20 protein-coding genes are annotated in these 21,032 nt (G+C 64.4%); 9 read left to right on the forward strand and 11 right to left on the reverse strand.

Annotated elements, in window-relative coordinates:
- Positions 1 to 24 precede the first annotated feature (24 nt).
- From C4K38_RS19475 to dhaL, 5 genes are all read left to right on the forward strand, one after another.
- Positions 25 to 1,047: a substrate-binding domain-containing protein gene (locus C4K38_RS19475; protein WP_053279781.1), complete on the forward strand. Its 1,023-nt coding sequence runs from the start codon at positions 25 to 27 to the stop codon at positions 1,045 to 1,047.
- A 39-nt stretch (positions 1,048 to 1,086) separates the two neighbouring features.
- The gene (locus C4K38_RS19480; protein ID WP_053279782.1) at positions 1,087 to 1,845 is read left to right on the forward strand and encodes an SDR family oxidoreductase; all 759 of its coding nucleotides are present in this window, start codon (positions 1,087 to 1,089) and stop codon (positions 1,843 to 1,845) included.
- 39 nt (positions 1,846 to 1,884) lie between these two features.
- The gene (locus tag C4K38_RS19485) at positions 1,885 to 2,991 is read left to right on the forward strand and encodes an MDR/zinc-dependent alcohol dehydrogenase-like family protein (protein ID WP_053279783.1); all 1,107 of its coding nucleotides are present in this window, start codon (positions 1,885 to 1,887) and stop codon (positions 2,989 to 2,991) included.
- A gap of 133 nt (positions 2,992 to 3,124) precedes the next feature.
- Positions 3,125 to 4,126 carry a dihydroxyacetone kinase subunit DhaK gene (locus C4K38_RS19490; protein WP_053279784.1) on the forward strand — a complete coding sequence of 334 codons (1,002 nt, stop codon included), beginning with the start codon at positions 3,125 to 3,127 and terminating at the stop codon, positions 4,124 to 4,126.
- Positions 4,127 to 4,129: 3 nt separating this feature from the next.
- Positions 4,130 to 4,774: a dihydroxyacetone kinase subunit DhaL gene (gene dhaL / locus C4K38_RS19495; RefSeq protein WP_053279785.1), complete on the forward strand. Its 645-nt coding sequence runs from the start codon at positions 4,130 to 4,132 to the stop codon at positions 4,772 to 4,774.
- Between the two features lie 52 nt (positions 4,775 to 4,826).
- Here the strand turns inward: dhaL and C4K38_RS19500 are convergent, their stop codons facing one another.
- The 7 genes from C4K38_RS19500 to C4K38_RS19530 form a co-directional block, all read right to left on the reverse strand.
- A complete protein-coding gene (locus tag C4K38_RS19500) occupies positions 4,827 to 5,549 on the reverse strand; it encodes an Imm52 family immunity protein (protein WP_053279786.1) in 723 nt (240 codons plus the stop codon).
- 17 nt (positions 5,550 to 5,566) lie between these two features.
- On the reverse strand, positions 5,567 to 6,412 hold the full coding sequence (locus C4K38_RS32620) for a Tox-REase-5 domain-containing protein (RefSeq protein ID WP_269458469.1): 846 nt from the start codon (positions 6,410 to 6,412) through the stop codon (positions 5,567 to 5,569).
- Positions 6,409 to 6,792, reverse strand: a complete 384-nt coding sequence (locus tag C4K38_RS19510; protein ID WP_053279787.1) for a hypothetical protein — start codon at positions 6,790 to 6,792, stop codon at positions 6,409 to 6,411. The genes C4K38_RS32620 and C4K38_RS19510 overlap by 4 nt, the downstream gene beginning before the upstream one ends.
- Positions 6,785 to 7,354: a DUF4123 domain-containing protein gene (locus C4K38_RS19515; protein ID WP_231998522.1), complete on the reverse strand. Its 570-nt coding sequence runs from the start codon at positions 7,352 to 7,354 to the stop codon at positions 6,785 to 6,787. The genes C4K38_RS19510 and C4K38_RS19515 overlap by 8 nt, the downstream gene beginning before the upstream one ends.
- 2 nt (positions 7,355 to 7,356) lie before the next feature.
- Positions 7,357 to 7,749, reverse strand: a complete 393-nt coding sequence (locus C4K38_RS19520; RefSeq protein ID WP_016705345.1) for a PAAR domain-containing protein — start codon at positions 7,747 to 7,749, stop codon at positions 7,357 to 7,359.
- Positions 7,750 to 7,768: 19 nt separating this feature from the next.
- Complete coding sequence (locus C4K38_RS19525; RefSeq protein ID WP_053279788.1) at positions 7,769 to 8,422, reverse strand: hypothetical protein; 654 nt, start codon at positions 8,420 to 8,422, stop codon at positions 7,769 to 7,771.
- 174 nt (positions 8,423 to 8,596) lie between these two features.
- Positions 8,597 to 9,472, reverse strand: coding sequence for a LysR family transcriptional regulator (locus tag C4K38_RS19530; RefSeq protein WP_053279789.1), 876 nt, complete (start codon positions 9,470 to 9,472; stop codon positions 8,597 to 8,599).
- A 103-nt stretch (positions 9,473 to 9,575) separates the two neighbouring features.
- Between C4K38_RS19530 and C4K38_RS19535 the strand changes: the two genes are divergently transcribed.
- The 3 genes from C4K38_RS19535 to C4K38_RS19545 all read left to right on the forward strand — a co-directional run bounded on the left by C4K38_RS19535 (position 9,576) and on the right by C4K38_RS19545 (position 13,563).
- On the forward strand, positions 9,576 to 10,073 hold the full coding sequence (locus C4K38_RS19535) for a GlcG/HbpS family heme-binding protein (RefSeq protein ID WP_053279790.1): 498 nt from the start codon (positions 9,576 to 9,578) through the stop codon (positions 10,071 to 10,073).
- Complete coding sequence (locus C4K38_RS19540; RefSeq protein ID WP_053279791.1) at positions 10,070 to 11,608, forward strand: MFS transporter; 1,539 nt, start codon at positions 10,070 to 10,072, stop codon at positions 11,606 to 11,608. The genes C4K38_RS19535 and C4K38_RS19540 overlap by 4 nt, the downstream gene beginning before the upstream one ends.
- Positions 11,609 to 12,201: 593 nt before the next feature.
- Positions 12,202 to 13,563 carry a Wzz/FepE/Etk N-terminal domain-containing protein gene (locus C4K38_RS19545; RefSeq protein ID WP_053279792.1) on the forward strand — a complete coding sequence of 454 codons (1,362 nt, stop codon included), beginning with the start codon at positions 12,202 to 12,204 and terminating at the stop codon, positions 13,561 to 13,563.
- An 87-nt stretch (positions 13,564 to 13,650) separates the two neighbouring features.
- On the opposite strand, the gene C4K38_RS19550 is transcribed toward C4K38_RS19545, so the two are convergent.
- Positions 13,651 to 14,064 (reverse strand): MerR family transcriptional regulator, encoded by a 414-nt coding sequence (locus C4K38_RS19550; protein WP_053279793.1) that lies wholly within the window; start codon positions 14,062 to 14,064, stop codon positions 13,651 to 13,653.
- Positions 14,065 to 14,142: 78 nt separating this feature from the next.
- Here C4K38_RS19550 and C4K38_RS19555 point away from each other — a divergent pair, with 78 nt between their 5' ends.
- Positions 14,143 to 15,366, forward strand: a complete 1,224-nt coding sequence (locus tag C4K38_RS19555; protein ID WP_053279794.1) for an NADH:flavin oxidoreductase/NADH oxidase family protein — start codon at positions 14,143 to 14,145, stop codon at positions 15,364 to 15,366.
- Between the two features lie 90 nt (positions 15,367 to 15,456).
- On the opposite strand, the gene C4K38_RS19560 is transcribed toward C4K38_RS19555, so the two are convergent.
- From C4K38_RS19560 to cobN, 3 genes are all read right to left on the reverse strand, one after another.
- A complete protein-coding gene (locus C4K38_RS19560) occupies positions 15,457 to 16,077 on the reverse strand; it encodes a vWA domain-containing protein (RefSeq protein WP_172833173.1) in 621 nt (206 codons plus the stop codon).
- Positions 16,078 to 16,130: 53 nt separating this feature from the next.
- Positions 16,131 to 17,138 (reverse strand): magnesium chelatase ATPase subunit I, encoded by a 1,008-nt coding sequence (locus C4K38_RS19565; protein WP_053279795.1) that lies wholly within the window; start codon positions 17,136 to 17,138, stop codon positions 16,131 to 16,133.
- 120 nt (positions 17,139 to 17,258) lie between these two features.
- Positions 17,259 to 21,032 carry a cobaltochelatase subunit CobN gene (cobN, locus tag C4K38_RS19570; RefSeq protein ID WP_053279796.1) on the reverse strand — a complete coding sequence of 1,258 codons (3,774 nt, stop codon included), beginning with the start codon at positions 21,030 to 21,032 and terminating at the stop codon, positions 17,259 to 17,261.

A 21,032-nucleotide genomic window follows, 5' to 3' on the forward strand; every position in this document is an offset into this window, starting at 1 on the left:
ACTACAACAATAACGGAGTTCCCCATGAAGCTTTCCCCTACCTCCTTTGGCACCTCCCTGTTCGCCCTGGCCACGGCCTCCCTGCTCGCCAGCGGCATGGCCCTGGCCGAGGGCAAGACCTACAAGATCGGCGCCGCGGTCTACGGCCTCAAGGGCCAGTTCATGCAGAACTGGGTACGCGAGCTGAAACAGCATCCGGCGGTCAAGGACGGCACGGTGCAGATCACCGTGTTCGACGGCAACTACGACGCCCTGACCCAGAACAACCAGATCGAAACCATGGTCACCCAGCGCTACGACGCGATCATCTTCGTGCCGATCGACACCAAGGCCGGCGTCGGCGCCGTGGCCCGCGCCCAGGAAAACGACATTCCGGTGATCGCCTCCAATACCAAGGTCGCCAGCGCCAGCGTGCCCTATGTCGGCAACGACGACGTCGAGGGCGGCCGCCTGCAGGCCCAGGCCATGGTCGACAAGCTCCAGGGCAAGGGCAACGTGGTGATCATCCAGGGCCCGATCGGCCAGTCGGCACAGATCGACCGCGAGAAAGGCGAGATGGAAGTGCTGAAGAAGAACCCCGGGATCAAGGTCATCGAAATGAAGACCGCCAACTGGTCGCGCGCCGAGGCCCTGTCGCTGACCGAGGACTGGCTCAATGCCCACCCCAACGGTGGCATCTCCGGGATCATCGCGCAGAACGACGACATGGCCCTCGGCGCCCTGCAGGCCGTGAAGTCTCGCGGCCTGTCGCCAAGCGACGTACCGGTGACCTCCATCGACGGCATGCCGGATGCGATCCAGGCGGCGAAAAAAGGCGACATCACCACCTTCCTGCAGGACGCCCAGGCCCAGTCCCAGGGCGCCCTGGACGTGGCCCTGCGCACCCTGGCCGGCAAGGACTACAAGCCGCAGTCGGTGATCTGGGAGCGTTATGCCCAGGACGTGAAATGGGGTGACGGCAGCGACAAGCTGTACATCCTGCCGTGGGTGCCGGTGACCAACGCCAATGCCGATGCGCTGTACCAGCAGGTCGCCGGCAGCAAATAACCCCCCCTGCCATTCATTCGCCATACAGGAGTCAACATCATGTCCGGATTCTGGGATCAGGCCTTCGACCTCAGCGGTCGCTGCGCGGTGATCACCGGCGGCGCCGCCGGGATCGGCCTGGCCTGCGCCACGCTGCTGGTGGAGCGCGGCGCCAAGGTGGCCCTGCTGGATCGCGACCCGGAGGTCGTCGAGATCGCCGCCCGCCTCGGCGGCGGGCACCTGGGGCTGGCCCTCGACCTGCGCCAGCTGGACCAGGTGCAGCATGCCGTGGACCGGGTCGCCGAGTACTTCGGGCGCCTGGATTTCCTGGTCAACAGCGCCGGCGTCGCCCTGCTGGACAAGGCCCTGGAGGTCAGCGAAAGCGCCTGGGACAGCACCCTGGACATCAACCTCAAGGCCAGCTTTTTCGTTGCCCAGGCCTGCGCCCGGCACATGCTCGAACGCGGTAGCGGACGCATCGTCAACCTCGCCTCACAGGCCGCCGTCATCGGCCTGGACCGGCACGTGGCCTATTGCGCGAGCAAGGCCGCGGTGGTGGGCATGACCAAGGTCCTGGCCATGGAATGGGCGGCCCACGGCATCAACGTCAACGCCGTCTCGCCGACCATAGTCGAGACCGCCCTGGGCAAGAAGGCCTGGGCCGGCGAACTGGGCGAGCGGGCCAAATTACAGATCCCGGTCGGCCGTTTCGCCCAGCCCGAGGAAATCGCCGGGCTGGTGCTGTACCTGCTCAGCGACGCCGCGCAGATGATCACCGGAGAGAACGTGGTGATCGATGGCGGCTACAGCATCCAGTAATCGAGCGTTACTCCCATTCTTGCAGTGAGGCCCGTCGTCATGTCCACCTTGCCCGCCGAACACCTGTCACCCGAGATTCCCAGCACCATGCAGGCTGTGGTCTGCCACGGCCCCGAAGACTACCGCCTGGAACAGGTGCCGGTGCCGACACCCGGCCCGGACGAAATCCTGACCAAGGTCGAGCTGTGCGGCATCTGCATGGGCGACATCAAGACCTACCGTGGCGCCCCCTCCTTCTGGGGCGACGCCGAGCAGCCGCGCTACGTCAAGCCGCCGATGATTCCCGGCCATGAGTTCGTCTGCCGCGTGGTGGCCCTGGGGCCGGGCGCGGAAAAACGTGGGGTGCGGGTCGGCGACCGGGTGATCTCCGAACAGATAGTGCCGTGCTGGGGCTGCCGCTTCTGCAACCACGGCCAGTACTGGATGTGCCAGAAGCACGACCTGTACGGTTTCCAGAACAATGTCCAGGGCGCCATGGCGCAGTACATGATCTTCACCAAGGAAGGCATCGTGCACAAAGTGCCGGACGAGATTCCGCCGGACGAAGCCATCCTCATCGAACCCCTGGCCTGCTCGCTGCACGCCGCCGAGCGCGCCGATGTCGGCTTCGACGACATAGTGGTGGTGGCCGGCGCCGGCACCCTGGGGCTGGGCATCATCGGCGCGGTACGGATGCGCAACCCCAAGCGCCTGATCGTCCTCGACATGAAGCCCGAGCGCGCCGAGCTGGCCCTGCGCCTGGGCGCCGACGAAGTCTGGAACCCGGCCCAGGAGGACGTGCTGGAGAAGATTCGCGCGATCACCGACGGCTACGGTTGCGACATCTATATCGAAGCCACCGGCCATCACAAGGCGGTCAACCAGGGCCTGGCGATGCTGCGCAAGCTCGGGCGCTTCGTCGAGTTCAGCGTGTTCAACGACGAAGCCACGGTGGACTGGTCGATCATCGGCGACCGCAAGGAGCTGGACGTGCTCGGCTCGCACCTGGGGCCCTACATGTACCCACGGGCCATCGACTTTATCGGCAAGCGCAAGATCGACATGCGCGACGTGGTCACCCACACCTTCGCCCTGGCCGACTTCAAGCAGGCCTTCGCGATGATGGAGCGCGGCGACCGATCATTGAAGGTGGTGCTCAAGCCCTGAGGCCCCACCGCCTTCCAACCGGTTCGTCGACAAGCCCGCCACCCGCGGACTCTCCCACTCCCTCCACGGGAGGCGAGCTTGCCGGCGACTCACTGCACAGCCGTGCAGCCAACAGGAACAAGGAAACCGCGTCATGAATCGAGTGATCAACGATCCGGACCAGGTGGTCGAGGACATGCTGCAAGGCATACTCCTGGCCCACCCCGAACTGGCCCAATACGAGGCCAACCCACGGGTCATCCGCAAGCGCCGCCTCTCTCCGCCCGGCCAGGTGGGCATCGTCACTGGCGGCGGCTCCGGCCACGAGCCGGCCTTTCTCGGTTATGTCGGCCCCGGCCTGGTGGACGCCGTGGCGGTCGGTGAAATCTTCTCCTCGCCCACCGCCAAGAGCTTCTTCGACGCCTTCCGCGCCGCCGACCAGGGCGCGGGCGTGGCCTGCCTGTACGGCAACTACGCCGGCGACAACATGAACGTCAAGCTGGCGATGAAGATGGCCGCCAGCAAGGACATGCGGATCCGCACTGTGGTAGCCAACGACGACGTGGCCTCAGCGCCCCGTGAAGAGATCGGCAAACGCCGCGGCGTGGCGGGCGAGATCTTCATGTGGAAAGTCGGCGGCGCGGCGGCCGCCCAGGGCTATGACCTGGACGGGGTGATCGGCGTCGCGCAAAAGGCCGTCGACCAGTGCCGCTCCATTGGTGTCGGCCTCACGCCCTGCACCATTGCCGCGGTGGGCAAGCCGAACTTCCAGATCGCCGACGGCATGATGGAGCTGGGCATCGGCCACCATGGCGAACCCGGCATCCAGGTCGTGCCGGTCGAGTCCGCCGCCGCCATGGCCGAGCGCATGCTCGCGCCGATCCTCGCCGATCGCGACTTCAGCCGCGACGACAGCGTGGTGGTGCTGGTCTCCGGCCTCGGCGCCACGCCAGTGATGGAGCTGTATATCTTCTACGCCGAAGTCGAGCGCCAACTCAGGGCCAGGGGCCTGAAGATCCATCGCTGCTATGTCGGCAACTACTTCACCTCCCTGGAAATGATGGGCGTGACCCTGACCCTGCTGGGCCTGGATGCCGAGCTGAAAACCCTGATCGACCAACCCTGCCGCTCCATCGGCATGACCCAGGCGGAGTGAACCATGAGCCAGCATTTTTCCAGCCTCGACGGCAGCGCCATCGTCAACGACCTGGTGACGGTGATAGTCGCCAACCGTGAGTACCTCAGCGAAGTGGACGGCGCCATCGGCGATGGCGATCACGGCATCAACATGGCCAAGGGTTTCGCCCACTGCGGCCGGGCCCTCGCCGGTCGCCAGCTGGACCTGGCCGGGGCCCTCGACGAATTGACCCTGAGCCTGATGGAAGGCATCGGCGGCTCCATGGGCCCGCTCTACGGCAGCCTGTTTATCGGCATGGCCGACGAAGTCCGCGGCTGCCAGCAGATCGATGCCACCCGCTTCGCCCGGCTATTGCGCGGCGGGCTGAGCTCATTGCAGGACATCACCGACGCCGGGGTGGGCGACAAGTGCCTGATGGATACGCTGATTCCCGCCGTGGAGGCGTTCGAACAGGCCGAGGCCGGCGGCGCCTCGTTCAAGGAGGCCTTGCAGCGGATGAAAAGCGCGGCCTCCCAGGGCCGGGACTCGACCCGCGACCTGGTGGCGAAGATCGGCCGCGCCAGCCGCCTGGGCGAGCGCTCGCTGGGGGCACTGGATGCCGGCGCCGTGTCCTGCTGCCTGATCCTCACGCAACTGGCGGACTCGGTGGAACCGCGCCTGGCCTGAAGCACCGCGCGAGCAGGCTCGCTCCTGCAACAGCGAGCCTGCCCGGGCTGATTCAATAGCGCCCGGGCAAAAGCCCGAGTTCCACCAGTTTGATATCGGTGTCACCCACCACCTGCACATGCTGGACGTTCTTCTCGTCCATGATGCCGGGGCAGGCCACGACGATGGTGCCCTTCGATCGAGTGGGGCGCAGTTCAGCGACCTCCGGAAAATCCGCCGTCGACAGCGGGTGCGGGCAATAGCCGATCCAGCCGATGGTCTGCCGGTCCTGGAACACCCGCTGCTTGCGGAAATACTCGTTGGGAGCGGCCACGCCCCAGGAAATTTCCGGCCAAAGATCGACCGCCGCGTTCATCAACTCGACAATGCCCTGCCGAGGGTCCTTCAGACAACGGACCAAGGTCCCGGCTTCGGAAAACTCAATACCCGCGGGCAACGAACCGCCACTTCGTGCGTGATAGGTGAGCGAAAGCCCGCCCTTGAGCGGATCGGATATCCCGTTCCACAACACAAAACTCATGTCGTTGACGTCGGAATCCGAGTCTTTCCAGGAGGCTATTTCACTCCTCAGACTGCTCGGGTCGAGAAGCACGTTGTGCGTCAGGCCATCATCCTTGCCTTCGGCGCACAAGAACCAGTTCTTGAGGATCGGGTCGATCTCGCCTATGGCCTTGAGAAAGGCCAGGCTCCTGTCGATCTGCTCCTGTTCGGTGACCTGGGCAATCTTCTGCTTATCGAAGCTCAGCTTGAAATTAAAACGCTTGAATGTGTCCATGAGTACTCCATACGGTCTCAGGCAATTAAATCCGGGTTCTGCTTGTAGTACTCGTCCAGCGCCTTTTTCTCCTCGCGACGCATTTCCTGGTACTCCTCATCATCCTTGGTGCCAGGCATCGGGTTCCAGTAAGCCGTCAGGTTGGTGAGCCCACCTTCCTCGTACTTCTCGGAACAATACTCGTAGACCTCGCGCTGAAGAAAATGCCACTCGAGCCTCACCGGCGGGCTGGGTTTGGCCTTGTCTGCCTGCTTGAACGCCTTCACGATCAGGTCCTTCTCAAGGTTCTTGGCAAACTTAGGGTGCTTGAAACCGAGTATGAGCATGAATTTGTAGTTGGCCTTGGCCTCTTGCAAGGTACAGCGGCTTTTCACGAAACCGTCCCAATCAGTGCCGCTCCACAGCCATTCCCAGGGGAACGGGAAGTTGGTCACCCAGTGTTGGTACCTGCTCGACAGGTCACTCATGCTGTGCCCTTTCCCGTTGACGGGAATATACATTTGCCCGTCTTCGGGCGGGCACTTCACGCAGTCCTTCTTCTGAGTCTTGCAGTCTTTCTCGGCCTCCTTGGTCCGGTCCCGGGTGCTTGCGGGTGCATCCGTCTTGGGCAGTGCCTCAGGCTTGGTCCCGGGCAGCGGCAAAGGTTGCGGCACCGGCCTTGGGTTCGGTAGCGGCAATGGCCGGGGCACGACTTCCGGGGGCGGGATCGGCGATGGTCGGGGCGGCGGCATCGGCAATCGAGGCGGCGCGGGCATGGGCACCTCGAAGGGCAGCTTCGGCCCGCCGCGAGGTAATGGCATACGCAACGCGCCGGTCATGGGAGGCGCAAGTTGCGCGACGGCTCCGGAAATAAAACTGGTCATTCAGGCATCCCTGTCTTGAGTGCGGCCCGCCAAGCCCGTTGCCCCTGGACGAAGCCCATGACGCTTGCGTAATCGCGAAAACGCTGTTCCGGGGTGTCGTTTACCGGCCTTTTCATCCACCGGATAAATCCGGATGTTTGTTCGAAACCGGGAAATTGCAGGCCAAAGCGCATGAAGCTCTCAACCGTATCAGGCTCTTCGATTTGCAGGGCCCAGGCTTTTTCCCGGTAGTCCTTGAGGTACTGGATCGTCTGCCACTGCCCTTTCTGCTCAAGCCACTGAGGATTGTGCTGACGTATCTCGAGCATGATCTTCTCGATCACCTCATTTTGCCGAACCTGTTCCAGCGCTTTCAGCTGGTCTGCCGTCAACTCAAGCATGGCGAGCCTCCTGCCCGACCCGATAGTACGTCTGGTACGCCAGCACCAGTGGCTGCCAGATCTGCCAGCGATCGAGCGGCAACATCAGGGCCATTCGCTGTTCGCTGTCCAGGACAGTCTCCAGGCCACGCCGGACGATTGGGTTGTAATAGCGAAACAGCGCCCTCCGGCCATCCGGCAGGCGGGTGAACAAATGGGATTTGAGGTGGTTGCTCAATGCCTCAAAGGAGCGCTCGCTCCACAGCCACGAAACCAGCGGCGACTTCTGGTCCCGCTCGATCAGCCAGTCGAGCAGGTGCGTGGCCTCGGCACTATCCCCTACGAACTCCACCAGTGCTGGCCCCCCACGGCTGATTTCGTCCAGTTCGGTAGCGGCCAGCAACCATTCGACGCGGATCGCCGCCCCGGCCGCGTCCAGGCGGTTCTCCAGGGTCATGTAACGGGCACCATCCACCAGCACATAGAGCCGGGTTTCAGGATGCTGTTCCAGGCAATGACGGATATGGGTGCGGAATTGCAGAACATTCGGATCAGGTCGGCGTCCATTGCCTGAAGCACTCATGGTCAGTTCCCCAGGCTTTGCAGCGGGACAAAGGTTTCATTGCGCTGCGCCGCCGCCAACAGGCACGGCAGGCAAAGCCCGGGAATCTTGACCACTGGCGCGACAGCCGCAGCACTGACCTGTTGCCCGATGATTACGCTTCCCGATCCGCTCACCACCACATTCCCGTGGTTGCCCGTCGTGCCCAGAGTCGCGACCGGCAATCCATTGATCAGCACATTGGCAACCACGCCGCTGACCAGGGCACTGCCGCAGGCCGTGGTATCCGTCATCCGCGCTGCACTGAGCCCATCGAACAATACGTCAGGCGAACCCGAAACAATCGGGTTGCTGGCGTGCCCAGGCAATGGGCAAGCAGTCATATCCGTGACACGGGCCGCAGGTTTTCCACTCATTGGCAATCTCCTTTATCCGTTAGGTATTGCATGTTGTCCCTACGCCATCGATATGGAAGAGACCAAAGCGCCAACAGGCATCCTCCACATCGAATAATGCGAGCTGGCTGGCCATCGAACCTGGAGCCTTGACGGGGAGCGACCTCTGAAACGCATCAGCGACAGTCCGCTCCATGGCGGCTGGCGCCCAGTCGTCCAGTTCGTTGAGCTGCCGGTTGTAGTCTGGCACGCCAACACTTTTATAGGCGCTCAGCAGGTACTCGGGTAATTCCGTATCCGACCATTGCAGGTAGTAGCCCTGATCATCCAGGACGGGCCGGGTCCAGGCGGTCAGCCCGACCGGAATCATTTCCTGTTGATCGGTGCTGAGGAGGTAGTCGTCCTGGGCCGCGAAACCCAGGCAGATATTGAGTTTCAACCAGCCATCGGCATGCCTGAGAAGCTGGGAAGGATCGAATAACCGAAGCGGAACCACACGATAGTGGCGCAGATGGGAAGAGCGCAGGTAGATCTCCGCGTCCAACCGGGAAATGAACGCCCGGACTATCGGTGCATCAGGGTCGCCGACACAGCTTATCTGCACCGGATCCAGGGCAAGCTGATCGTGAATACCTGTGACCGTGACCAGGCCATAAAGACGAATAGAGGATCTCAGTCCTTGAAATCGAACCATCTCGCTCCCTCCCAGGTAGCACTCTCTGTTACTCCATCGAGTCCGCCACTCTAGCAACCATGAACTGCGCAAAAAGTTGCGCAGTTGCGCTCAAAGCCTTGTACCCACAGGCCCCGATGAGTTCTTTACAAAATATTTCAGAAGAATAGAACGGCCTCTGTGACCATATTGCCCCTACCCCCGAAATTGGCCTCTGACCTGCTCGATATACCGCGCCACCGCCGGCGCCTTCTCGAAACGGCGGTGAATCAGCGACAGCCAGGACGACGCCGAGCTGCCCTGGATCGGCCGGTACAACACATTGGGCAGCCCCACGTGCCCGACCACCGACTCCGGCACCACGGCCACGCCCTGCCCCAGGGAAACCAGGGCCAGCACCGCCACCAGGCCACCGGGCTGCGGCCCCAGTTTCGGCGCATAGCCGCCCTCGGCGGCGACCTGCAGGGTGCCGCTGATCTGCTCGGGAAGCACGAAGGTCTCATTGTGCAGATGGGCCGGGGCGATCTCCGGCAAGCGCCCCAGCCAGGACTCGGCGGGCAGTGCCAGGACAAAACCTTCGGCATCCAGGCGGACCGCCTCCACCCCTTCGGGCAGGGTCATGGGCGAGCGGATGTAGCCGATGTCGAAGCGTCCCTCGGCCACCAGCCCCGGCAACGCCGCCATCGGGCTTTCGCGCACGCTCAGGCTGACGTCCGGGCAGTCCTGGCTGAAGCGCTGCACCTGTTTTTGCAACAGCCCCGAATACACCGCCGAGGCCACATAGCCCAACTCGATATGGCCGATCTCGCCGCGCCCGGCGCGCTGGGCGTTACGTTGCGCGAACTCGAACTGGCGCACCGTGGCCTCGGCCTCGCGCACCAGGGCCGCGCCGGCCTCGGTCAGGCTGACCTCACGCTGCTGGCGCACGAACAGGCGGGTGCCCAGGGCCTGCTCCATGTCCTGGATCTGCCGGCTCAGGGTCGGCGGCGCGATGCCCAGCTGTTCGGCGGCGCGGGTGAAATTGCGTTGCCGGGCCACCGCCAGGAAATAGCGGAAATGACGGATTTCCATGAGTGCATTAGCTCAAAGGTAATGAAGTGCTCCAGCTCGCCTAACAGAATGGGCGAAAGCCCGGGATAAGCTGGCCAGACCTTCACAGTAGAGAGCCCAAGCCATGCACGTCAAACCTCTGTTTCTGGCCATGATCACTTGCTGCAGCGTGCCCGCGACTTTCGCCGCCGAGAAAAACGCCGACGTTGCCCAGAAGGCAATCCTGAATTTCGCCACCGCCCAGCAGCTGCTCAAGGCCGCCCAGGAAACCGCTGACGCCAAAGGCTGGCCCTGCGCCGTGGCAATCGTCGACGACGGTGGCTGGCCGATCCTCAGCGCGCGCATGGACGGAGCGCCGGTGGTGGCCGGCATCGAACTGGCCCAGGGCAAGGCGCGGACCTCGGCGCTGTTCAAGCGTCCTTCCGGCGACCTGGAAAACGCCATCAACGGCGGACGCCAGGCAGCCATCACTTCGGGCCTGCTGATGATGAAAGGCGCGCAGCCGATCCGCGTCGACGGCCAGGTGATCGGCGCCATCGGCATCAGCGCCGACACCCCGGCCCACGACGATGAAATCGCCCAGGCCGCCCTCGCCGCGCTGGGTCAACGGGTGCAGCCATGAGGCCAGCCAGCCCGCGCCTGACCCTGCTCACCGCGTCCGGGGTGTGTTCGCTGATCGTGCTCGACACCAACATAGTCGCGGTGACCCTGCCGAGCATCGCCCGCGACCTGGGGGCCAACTTCGCCGATATCGAATGGGTGGTCAGCGCCTACATGCTGGCCTTCGCCGCCCTGCTGCTGCCGGCCGGCAGCCTCGCCGACCGTTTCGGGCGCAAGCGCACCCTGCTCTGCGGCCTGGGGCTGTTCATCCTCGCCTCCCTCGGCTGTGGCGCCGCGCCCAACGTGCTGTTGCTCGATATCGCCCGGGCGCTCAAGGGCGTCGGCGCGGCCTTGCTGCTGACCTCGGCCCTGGCCACCATCGGCCACACCTTCCATGACGAGGTCGAACGGGCCAAGGCCTGGGCGTTCTGGGGAGCCTGCATGGGCGTGGCGATGACCGCCGCGCCGACCATTGGCGGCCTGATCACCGAGTACATCGGCTGGCGCTGGATCTTCTACCTCAACCTGCCGGTGGGCGGGCTGCTGGTGCTGATGGTGTTGCGCGCGATACCGGAATCCCGCGACACCCAGGCCGCGCGCCTCGATCCCTGGGGCAGCCTGGCCTTCAGCGCCAGCCTGCTATGCCTGATCTGGGGCCTGATCGAAGCCAATCGCATCGGCTGGAGCCATCCGCTGACCTACACCCGACTGTTGGCCGGCATGGCCTTGCTCGGGCTGTTCGTGCTGATCGAGCGGGTACAGCACCGGCCCATGGTCGACCTGCAGCTGTTCCGCCATCCGCGCTTTATCGGTGCCCTGCTGGGGATGTTCGCCTACGCCGGCTGCGCCCAGGTGATGATGACCCTACTGCCCTTCTACCTGCAGAACGGCCTGGGTTTCTCGGCCATCGCCTCGGGGCTGGGCATGCTGCCGTTTGCCCTGACCATGCTGATCTGCCCGCGCATCGGCGTGCGCCTGGCGACGCGTTATGCCCCGGCAACCCTGATGGCCGCCGGCCTGACCCTAGTGGGTTGCGGCAACCTGCTCGCGGCCTGGGCCGTGCATGCAGGCGGCTACCTGAACTTCGCCCTGGCCATCGCGGTGACCGGCGCCGGCGCCGGCCTGCTCAACGGCGACACGCAGAAAAACATCATGACCTGCGTCCCCCGCGACCGCGCCGGCATGGCTTCGGGCCTGAGCACCACCATGCGTTTCAGCGCCATCATGCTGGCCATCGGTGTGTTCGGCGCCCTGCTCGGCAGCCATACCCAGCAACGCCTGCACGCCAGCCTGAACGAGAGCGCCGCGCCATGGCTCGACCAGGCTCAGGCCATCGCCTCACGGGTGGTGGCCGGCGACATGCCCGCGGCCCTGGCGTTGCTGCCCGACTCGGCGAAAGGGCTGGTCGAACCGCTGGCCCGCCAGGCCTTCGTCGACGGCTTCGGCGTGGTGCTCTGGGTGGCCGGCCTCCTGGCGCTGCTGGCGGCGCTGACGGTGGGTACGTTAATGCGCAAGCCCATTCCGCAGCCGCGGCCTTTGACGCTGAGCGTGGAGTAAAAACTCATGGGGTTCGCCGCATCTTCTCAGGTTCAAGGTACGGCAACTCTGTATCAGGCCGGTCGTGATCTGCCCAGCACCAATAAGCCTTCAAGATGCTCTATAACCCCGTTCTTTTGAGGCCAACTGCCAGGCTACTAGATAAATACTTACAACTTGTGAGCCTACCCGCCCTCTTATGGGGCACAGATAAACTTCCATATAGGAAACAGGCCGCTTTGCTATCCAAACAGAAATAGATAAAGGCGAATTATGAAGGTACGGTTAAATTCATATATTTATCCTCCCGAGCATTCCTGTAATATTCGTCCACTTAACGTCTTCAGCATCGTCAATGGCAAAGTGCCTGCAGGATTCAAGAGTTACGTTAAATCGGCGCTAGGCATCAAAACAGCTATTTCCGGGCCTCACCTCGGAAAGTGGCCAGCCAACTATCTCCCGCAAGAAAACAGCCCCTGTTTCATGGTTTTTTCTGGCAACGAGTGGCGCCCATCGGCAAGGAGCCTCATCACGGGGGCGGCCCGGCATGCATGCTCCGTCTGGGGTACGGCATGACAGGGTTAGGATTCACATGAATTAGAGGGTGTGCTGATTTGAACATTATTCCCCGGCCTCAGATGAATGCTGACGCGGATGAAATTGACCTGTTTGCATTATTCCAATCCGTCTGGCAGCAAAAGAAGCTGGTAATAGGCTGTACCGTAGCGGTAACGCTGGCAGGCCTGGCTTATGTGCTATTGGCTCCCCGCGTATATGAGGTCAGTAGCGTATTACGCCCAGCCTCACTGAATGAACTCGATGCCCTCAATCGCTCGGAAGTCTACAAACTGCCGCCCGCCGATGCCCTGTCCAAGGTCGGCGCCGCGCTTGAGTCCTATGAGACACGACTGGAGTTCTTCCGCTCTCATCAGGATCTGTTCCAGGCCTTCAAACGCCCAGGACAAACCCTCGAACAAAGCTTCGAGGACTTCAACCGCGACTCGATCAAGCTGGTTCAGCCAGATCCGAAAAAAGACAACGCCCTGAGCAGTTACATCAGTCTGGAAATGCAATACCCCAAGGATATCGACGGGGTGGCGGTCCTCAACGGTTTTGTCGAATACGCCATCGATACTGAGCGTGAGCGCATCGGCGCCGACCTCAAGGTTATCGTCAATAACCGGCTCAATGAACTCAAAGGCAAAATTGCCGCGGCACGCTCCAATTACGAAACCGACAAGGAATCGAAAATTGCGAGCTTGCTCGAAAGCGACAACATCCGCCGTGCGCAACTCGAGGACGAACTCAAGGCCTTGCGCGGACAGTTGAAAGAACGGCGCAAGGACCGTCTGGCCGAACTGGCCGAAGCGATCGCCATCGCCAAATCGATGGGCATCCGTACCCCGACCACTCCATCCTCGATGTCTGACGCCGCCCACGCCGGCTCGGCCCAGGTCATGCGCACCGAGGTCAATACTCAGAAGATCCCGCTGTACTTCATGGGTTACGAAACCCTCGAGGCGGAACGCGCGGCCTTGCAGAAACGCACCACTGACGATTTCACCGAGAAACGTATCGCCGAAATCGGTAAGGAGCTGCAGATGTTGCAGGTCAACCGCCAGGTGCAGGAACTGAACAAGCGCTCCAACGAAGACATTTTCCTGAAGGACGTCTTTCCGCTCAGGGCTGAAGTGGCTCGCCTGCGCGACCTGAACATTGATATGGACCGGCTGAAACTGGTCACCATCGATCGTAAGGCCTTGCAACCGGTGAGCCCGATCAAGCCGAAGCCACTGCTGGTCGTCATACTGTCGCTGGTATTCGGCCTGATACTCGGTGTGGCAATCGCCCTGATCCGCCAGCTCATCCACTCGCATCGTAACCGCACATCGCACCACGATGGCCTGCTAGCAACCCCAGTACTGCTGGACCAGTCCGGCAAGGTTCGAGGCAAAGGCGACGACACGCCGCAGTAAGCCGTTCGACCTGCCAATCTGAAACACCCTTTGGGCGACCGCAACGGTCGCCCAAATTGTTTTCAGCACCCGCAAAGGCAGGCCTACTCAGGACTTCCCCCCCTTGATCGACGCCATGACCCGCTCGGCGTTCTCGGAACAGTCCATGCCTTCCGGGCTGTTGCGGATGCTGTCGATGATCTCCAGCAGTTGCGCCTTGCTCTGGGCCAGGTGCTGCTGCATTTCCTCGATCTGCCCGACCTTGCGCTCCAGGCTTTGCAGCAAGGCCTGATGGTCTACGTCGCTCGACTCGCAGCCCGGCAGCAACTGCTTGAGTTCGTCCAGGCTGAACCCGGCCTGCTGGGCGCACTGGATGATCTTCAGGGTCTGCAGGATCTGTGGCGGGTAACGGCGATAGCCGTTGGCCTGGCGCTGAACCTGGGGCAGCAGGCCCTGGGCTTCGTAAAAACGGATGCGCGACGCCGCCAGGCCGCTGAGTTGTGCCAATTCGCCAATGTTCATTTTCGGCCTCGATAACCTGCTTGACATTAAAGTTAACTTTAAGCTTAGCCTCAGGCATCTATTGATGAGGAGTCAAGCATGTCACCCTTTCAAGCCTTGAATTTGCCTAACGGCCAGACGATCGGCAATCGCATTGCCAAGGCGGCGATGGAGGAGAACCTCGCCGATCGCCAGCAGGCCCCCTCCGCGGCGTTGATCCGGCTCTACCAGACCTGGGCCGAGGGTGAGGCCGGGCTGATCCTCACCGGCAACGTGATGATCGACCGCCGCGCGATGACCGGTCCCGGCGGCGTGGCCCTGGAAGACCAGCAGCACCTGGAGCTGTTCCGCCAGTGGGCCCGCGCCGGTCGCGCCAAGGGCGGGCAGTTCTGGATGCAGCTCAATCACCCCGGGCGCCAGACCATGGCCAATCTCGGCCAGCAGGCCCTGGCGCCATCGGCGGTGGCCCTGGACATGGGGCAGTTCTCGAAAATGTTCGCCGAACCCAAGCCCATGAGCGAAGAGGACATCGCCGAGATCATCCGCCGCTTCGCCAACAGCGCCTGGCTGGCCGAACAGGCCGGCTTTACCGGGGTGCAGATCCATGCCGCCCACGGCTACCTGATCAGCCAGTTCCTCTCGCCGCTGACCAACCGCCGCACCGACCAATGGGGCGGCTCGCTGGAGAACCGCGCGCGGCTGCTGGTGGAAGTGATCAAGGCCGTGCGTGAACGGGTTTCCGCGACCTTCTGCGTCTCGGTCAAGCTCAACTCCGCCGACTTCCAGCGCGGCGGCTTCGATGCCGGCGACGCACGCCAGGTCATCGAGATACTCAACGGCCTGCCGGTGGACCTGCTGGAGCTGTCCGGTGGCAGCTATGAATCTCCAGCCATGCAGGGCGAAGTGCGCGACGGCCGGACCCTGGCGCGCGAAGCCTACTTCATCGAAATGGCCAGCGCGCTGGCACCCGTGGCGCAGATGCCGGTGATGGTCACCGGCGGCATCCGCCGCCTGCCGGTGGTGCAGCAGGTGCTGGACAGCGGCATCGCGATGGCCGGCATCGCCACCGCCCTGGCCCTCGAACCGGCCTTGCCCAGGCTCTGGCGCAGCGGCCAGCAGAGCCACCCGCAACTGCCGCCGTTACGCTGGAAACGCAAGCCCCTGGCCTCCCTGGCGACCATGGCCATCGTCCGCCTGCAGATACATCGCCTGAGTCGCGGGCGCGCGCCCAAACCTCAAGTACGGCCCTGGCTGGCGCTGCTGCTCGACCAGTTGAACAGCGCCAGACGCACGCGCCAGTACCGCCGGGCGATGGCCGAATAGATACCCGCCAAACCTGTAGGAGCGCAGCTTGCGCGCGATGCAAGCGCTGCGCTGGGTCAGGTGCACCGCTATCGCGGGCAAGCCTCGCTCCTACAGAAGCTGGGGCTGCGAAGGGCTGTCGATATGCTGGTACTGCGCGTTGAGTTGCTGCGCCAGTTCGCGGGCGCGGCCGAGGCGGATTGGGCCGCGTTCGATATCGATCAACAAGGTTGGGCAACCCAGGTGCGTCAGCGGCGCCAGGGTTTTCAGCCGGCCGTCGGTGAGCAGCAGCACCCGCTGCTGCTCGGCCGGATAACGTTTCTGTCGGGACACCAGCCACTGCCCCGCTTCGGCCAGAGCCGCCAGCAACGGCGTGCCGCCGCCTGCTCCCAGTCCGTCGAGCCAGTCGCGCAGATCCTTCGAGGCCTTCAGCCCCTGCACCTGCCAGTTCGGCGTGCGGCCGCTGGCGGTCAGCAGGGCCAAACGCGCGCGCTGTCGGTAGGCATCGTCGAACAACTGGGCCAACAGGCCCTTGGCATCGCTCAGCGCCTGATGGCGGCGGGTCGAGGCCGACGCATCGACTATCACCAGCCACAGTTCATGGGGCGAACGGCTGCGCAGGTGCCACAACAAATCGTCGCGCTGACGGGGCCGACCGTTGAGCAAGGTACCCGGCCAGTTGATCGAGCCGTGGACGGCGGCGCGGGCCCGGCCTTGCCTGCCCTGGTCCAACCGCCCGGCGCGGGGTTTGGCATTCGCCCCCGCGTCGGACCGGGGGCGAATGCCTAGGGCTTTTTTGGCCAGCTTGGTACTTCACGTCGGGCGCCGGTGGCCAGCGCCTGGGCCGGCAGCTCGCCCCACTGGCCCTGGCCTTCGGCGGGGCTGGATTGGGCCGGGGCTGGTGCTTGAGAGGGCTGCGGCTGATGGGCCGCGCTCGGCGGGTTGTCGCGACGGCGATGACGCAGGGCGAATTCGGCCACCGCATCGATGTCCTGCTCCTCGATAACCCTGGCTCCGCGCCAGGCCGCATGGGCGCGGGCGGCACGCAGCCAGACCAGGTCCGCGCGCAGGCCGTCGACGCCGGCGGCGAAACAGCGCTCGGTGATCCGCTCCAGCGCTTGATCGTCCAGGGCAATCTCCGCCAGCAACCCCCGCGCCTGCTGGCAGCGCTGGCGCAGCGCCTCCTGCTCGGCGGCCCACTGCTGGCAGAAGCCCTGGGGATCGCTGTCGAAATCCAGCCGCCGGCGAATGATCTGCCCCCGTTCAGTGGGCGGCGTCTGGCCGCTCAGGGCGACATTCAGGCCAAAGCGGTCCAGCAGTTGCGGACGCAACTCGCCCTCTTCCGGGTTCATGGTGCCGATCAGCACGAACCTGGCCGAATGCCGGTGGGAAATACCGTCGCGCTCGATCAGGTTGGTGCCGCTGGCGGCCACGTCCAGCAGCAGGTCCACCAGATGGTCCGGCAGCAGGTTCACTTCATCGACGTAGAGCACCCCGCCATCGGCCTTGGCCAGCACTCCCGGGGAAAACTGCGCCCGCCCCTCGCCCAGGGCCGCGTCCAGGTCCAGGGTGCCGACCAGGCGTTCTTCGGTCGCGCCCAGGGGCAAGGTGACGAACTGCCCGCTCGCCAGCAGGTCCGCCAGGCCGCGGGCCAGGGTGGACTTGGCCATGCCCCGCGGCCCTTCGATCAACACGCCGCCGATTTTCGGGTCGATGGCCGTCAGGCACAGCGCCAGTTTCAGGTCATCGGCGCCGACCACGGCGGACAGCGGGAAATGTGGGGTATCGCTCATGTCGGTTCTCGGTTGGGTCGAGTCGGGTATTGGCTGGCAAGCCCTCATCGCGGGCAAGCCTCGCTCCTACAGAGGCGCGGTGCTTTTTGCCGGCGATCGAGGAGGCAGTCCTCGCGCGCGTCAGCCATCTTCTTCTATATCCAGCAACAGGTTTTCCAGGGCTTCGCGGTACTCGCCGGGCTCCTGCCACATACCGCGTTGCTGGGCTTCGAGCAGGCGCTCGGTCATATCGCGCAACGCATGGGGGTTGTGCTGCTGGATGAATTCGCGGGTCGCCGGGTCCAGCAGATAGGCGTCGGCCAGCAAGGCGTACTGGTGATCGTCGATCAACTGGGTGGTGGCGTCGAAGGCGAACAGATTATCCAGGGTGGCGGCCATTTCAAAGGCGCCCTTGTAGCCATGGCGTTTCACCCCTTCGATCCACTTCGGGTTGGCCGCGCGGGAGCGGATCACCCGGTTCAGCTCTTCCTTGAGGCTGCGGATTTTCGGCAGGTCCGGCTGGCTGTGGTCGCCATGGTAGCTGGCGGCCTTGGCGCCACTGAGGCTTTCCACGGCGGCGAGCATGCCGCCCTGGAACTGGTAGTAGTCGTTGGAATCCAGCAGATCGTGTTCGCGGTTGTCCTGGTTCTGCAGCACCGCCTGCACCTGGCTCAGGCGCTGGGCGAACTGGCCACGGGCCGCGGTGCCTTCGTCGGCGCCGCCATAGGCGTAGCCGCCCCAGTTCAGGTAGACCTCGGCCAGGTCCTCGCGGCTCTGCCACAGGCGACCGTCGATAGCCCCCTGCACGCCCGCGCCATAGGCCCCGGGCTTGGCGCCGAAGATCCGCCAGCCGGCCTGGCGCCGCGCGGCCTCGGCATCCAGGCCGGACTGCAGCAGCGCTTCACGCTCGGCGCGGACCTTGGCCGCCAGCGGGTTGAGGTCGTCCGGCTCGTCCAGCGCGGCCACCGCCTGCACGGCAGCGTCGAACAGGCGGATCAGGTTGGCGAAGGCATCGCGGAAGAACCCGGACACCCGCAACGTCACGTCCACCCGCGGGCGGTCCAACAGGCTGAGCGGCAGGATCTCGAAGTCGTCGACCCGCTGGCTGCCGGTGGCCCACACCGGACGCACGCCCATCAGCGCCATGGCCTGGGCGATATCGTCGCCGCCGGTGCGCATGGTCGCCGTGCCCCACACCGACAGGCCGAGCTGGCGCAGGTGGTCGCCATGGTCCTGCAAGTGCCGTTCGAGGATCAGGTTGGCCGACTGGAAACCGATGCGCCAGGCGGTGGTGGTCGGCAGGTTGCGCACGTCCACCGAATAGAAATTGCGCCCGGTGGGCAGCACATCCAGGCGCCCGCGACTCGGTGCCCCACTGGGCCCGGCCGGTACGAAACGCCCGCCCAGGGCATCCAGCAAACCGCCCATCTCCGCCGGGCCGCAGGCATCCAGGCGCGGCGCCACCACCTCGCGCAGGCTGTCGATGATCGCCTTGACCTCGCTCCAGGCGGGCTCGTTCAGTTGCTCGACTTCGCCCGACAACACAGCTTCGATCAACTGCCCGGCGAACAGCTCCAGGCGTTCGCGGGTATCGCCAGCGGTGCGCCACAGCTGCTCGCTGATGTCCTGCAAGACCTGTGGCCGGCGCCCGCTCCAGGGTTCGGCCAGGGCGCAATCCAGCGGATCGAACCCCAGCTCGAAGGCCTTGGCCAGGGCCCGCAACAGGCTCGACTGCGCGCCCCGACCATCGCCACGAGGAATGCGCAGCAAGGCCAGCAGAGTGTCGATGCGCAAGCGACCCACGGGCGACTCGCCGAACACATGCAGGCCGTCGCGGATCTGCGACTCCTTCAGGTCGCACAGGTAGGTATCCAGGCGCGGCAGCCAGAGCGCGGCGTCGGCCTCGCTATCGAGCTGCCCGTCCAGTTGCAGTTCGCGGTCGATCCGGGTCACCCGCACCAGCTTGAGAATGTCCTTCTGCAACTCACGGGCGCGGCGCGGATCGAGCAATTGCGCTTCGTAGTACTCGTCGGCCAACAGCTCCAGATCGCGCAGCGGGCCGTAGGTTTCGGCGCGGGTCAGCGGCGGCATCAGGTGGTCAATGATCACCGCCTGGGTCCGGCGCTTGGCCTGGGCGCCCTCGCCCGGGTCGTTGACGATAAATGGATAGATATTCGGCAGCGGCCCCAGCAGCGCGTCCGGCCAGCAACTTTCGGACAGGCCGACGCCCTTGCCCGGCAGCCATTCCAGGTTGCCGTGCTTGCCGACATGGATCAGCCCGTGGGCGCCGTAGGTCTGGCGCAGCCAGAAATAGAACGCCAGGTAAGCGTGGGGCGGCACCAGGTCCGGGTCGTGATAGACCGCGCTCGGGTCGACCTGATAACCGCGCGCCGGCTGGATGCCGACGAAGGTCAGGCCAAAACGCAGGCCGGCGATCATCAGCCGCCCGCTACGGAACATCGGGTCGTTTTCCGGCCCGCCCCAGCGTTCGAGCACCGCCAGGCGATTGGCTTCGGGCAGCGCGTCGAACATCGCCTGGTACTCGTCCAGCGCCAGGCTTTGCTGGCACGGGCGCAGGTCGAGGCTGTCCAGGTCGTTGCTGACCCCGCCGAGCAATTGCTGGATCAGCGCCGTACCGCTGTCCGGCAACTCGGCCGGCAGCGGATAACCCTCGGCTTGCAGGGCGCGCAGGATATTCAGCGCCGCCGCCGGCGTGTCCAGGCCCACGCCGTTGCCGATGCGGCCGTCGCGGGTCGGGTAGTTGGCAAGAATCAGCGCGATGCGTTTTTCGCCATTGGGCAGCCGGGCCAGATCGACCCAACGCCGCGCCAGTTCGGCGACAAAATCCATGCGCTCGGGCGCGGCGCGGTAGCAGACCACGTCCGACTGGCTGCGCTCGCTGCGCCAGGCCAGGTCCTTGAAGCTGATGGGCCGACTGATGATGCGCCCGTCCAGTTCCGGCAAGGCAATGTGCATCGCCAGGTCCCGCGGGCCCAGGCCCTGCTCGCTGGCGCGCCAGCCGGGTTCGTTGTCCTGGGCGCAGATGGCCTGGATCACCGGAATATCGCGGCGGAACGGCCGCAGGTGCGGCGCCTCCGGGCTGGACTGGGCAAAACCGGTGGTGTTGAGGATCACCCCCGCCTGCACCTCATCCAGCAGTTCCTCGACCACCCTCAGGCAACCGGGTTCTTTCAGGCTGGCCAGGGCAATCGGCAACGGGTTCAGGCCCGCCGCCTGCAAGCGCCGGCAGAACTCATCGATAAAGGCGGTGTTGGCCGCCTGCAAATGCGAGCGGTAGAACAGCAGCGCCGCCACAGGCCGACCGGCCCGCCAGTCGGCTTGCCAATCGCTGAGGGCAGCGCTGCTGTTGTGCGGGTGGTAGATCGCCGTGCGCGGCAGGGTCTGCGGCTCGGACCAAGGGTAATCGCGCCCCAGCCAGCCGCTGGCGAGGCAGCGGTACAGGTTCAGCGCATTGCCCATTCCGCCCTGGCGCAGGAAGTGCCAGAGGCGCTCGCGGTCGGCGGCGGGTACCGTGCTCAGGTCGCTCAGCTCCGGGTCCGGGCGATCGTCGCCCGGCACCAGGATCAGCTGCACACCACGTTGCGCCAGCTGCACCAGTTGCTCGATGCCATAACGCCAATAGGCGATGCCACCGTGCAGGGAAATCAGGATCACCTTGGCGTGGCGCAGCACCTGGTCGACATACAGGTCGACCGAGGCGTGGTTTTGCACCTGCATCGGGTTGGCCAGGCGAAAGCTCGGGTAGTCTTCCGGCAGCTGCTGCGCCGCTTCGGCCAACAGCGCCAGGCTGGAGTCGCCGCTGCACAGGATCACCAGTTCGGCAGGGGTTTGTCCCAGGTCGGCAATGTTGTCATCCGACACGAAACCGCCGGGCTGGGTCCTGAGCAGGTGCAT

The sequence above is a fragment of the Pseudomonas chlororaphis subsp. piscium genome (assembly GCF_003850345.1).
Classification (GTDB): Bacteria; Pseudomonadota; Gammaproteobacteria; order Pseudomonadales; family Pseudomonadaceae; genus Aquipseudomonas; species Aquipseudomonas piscium.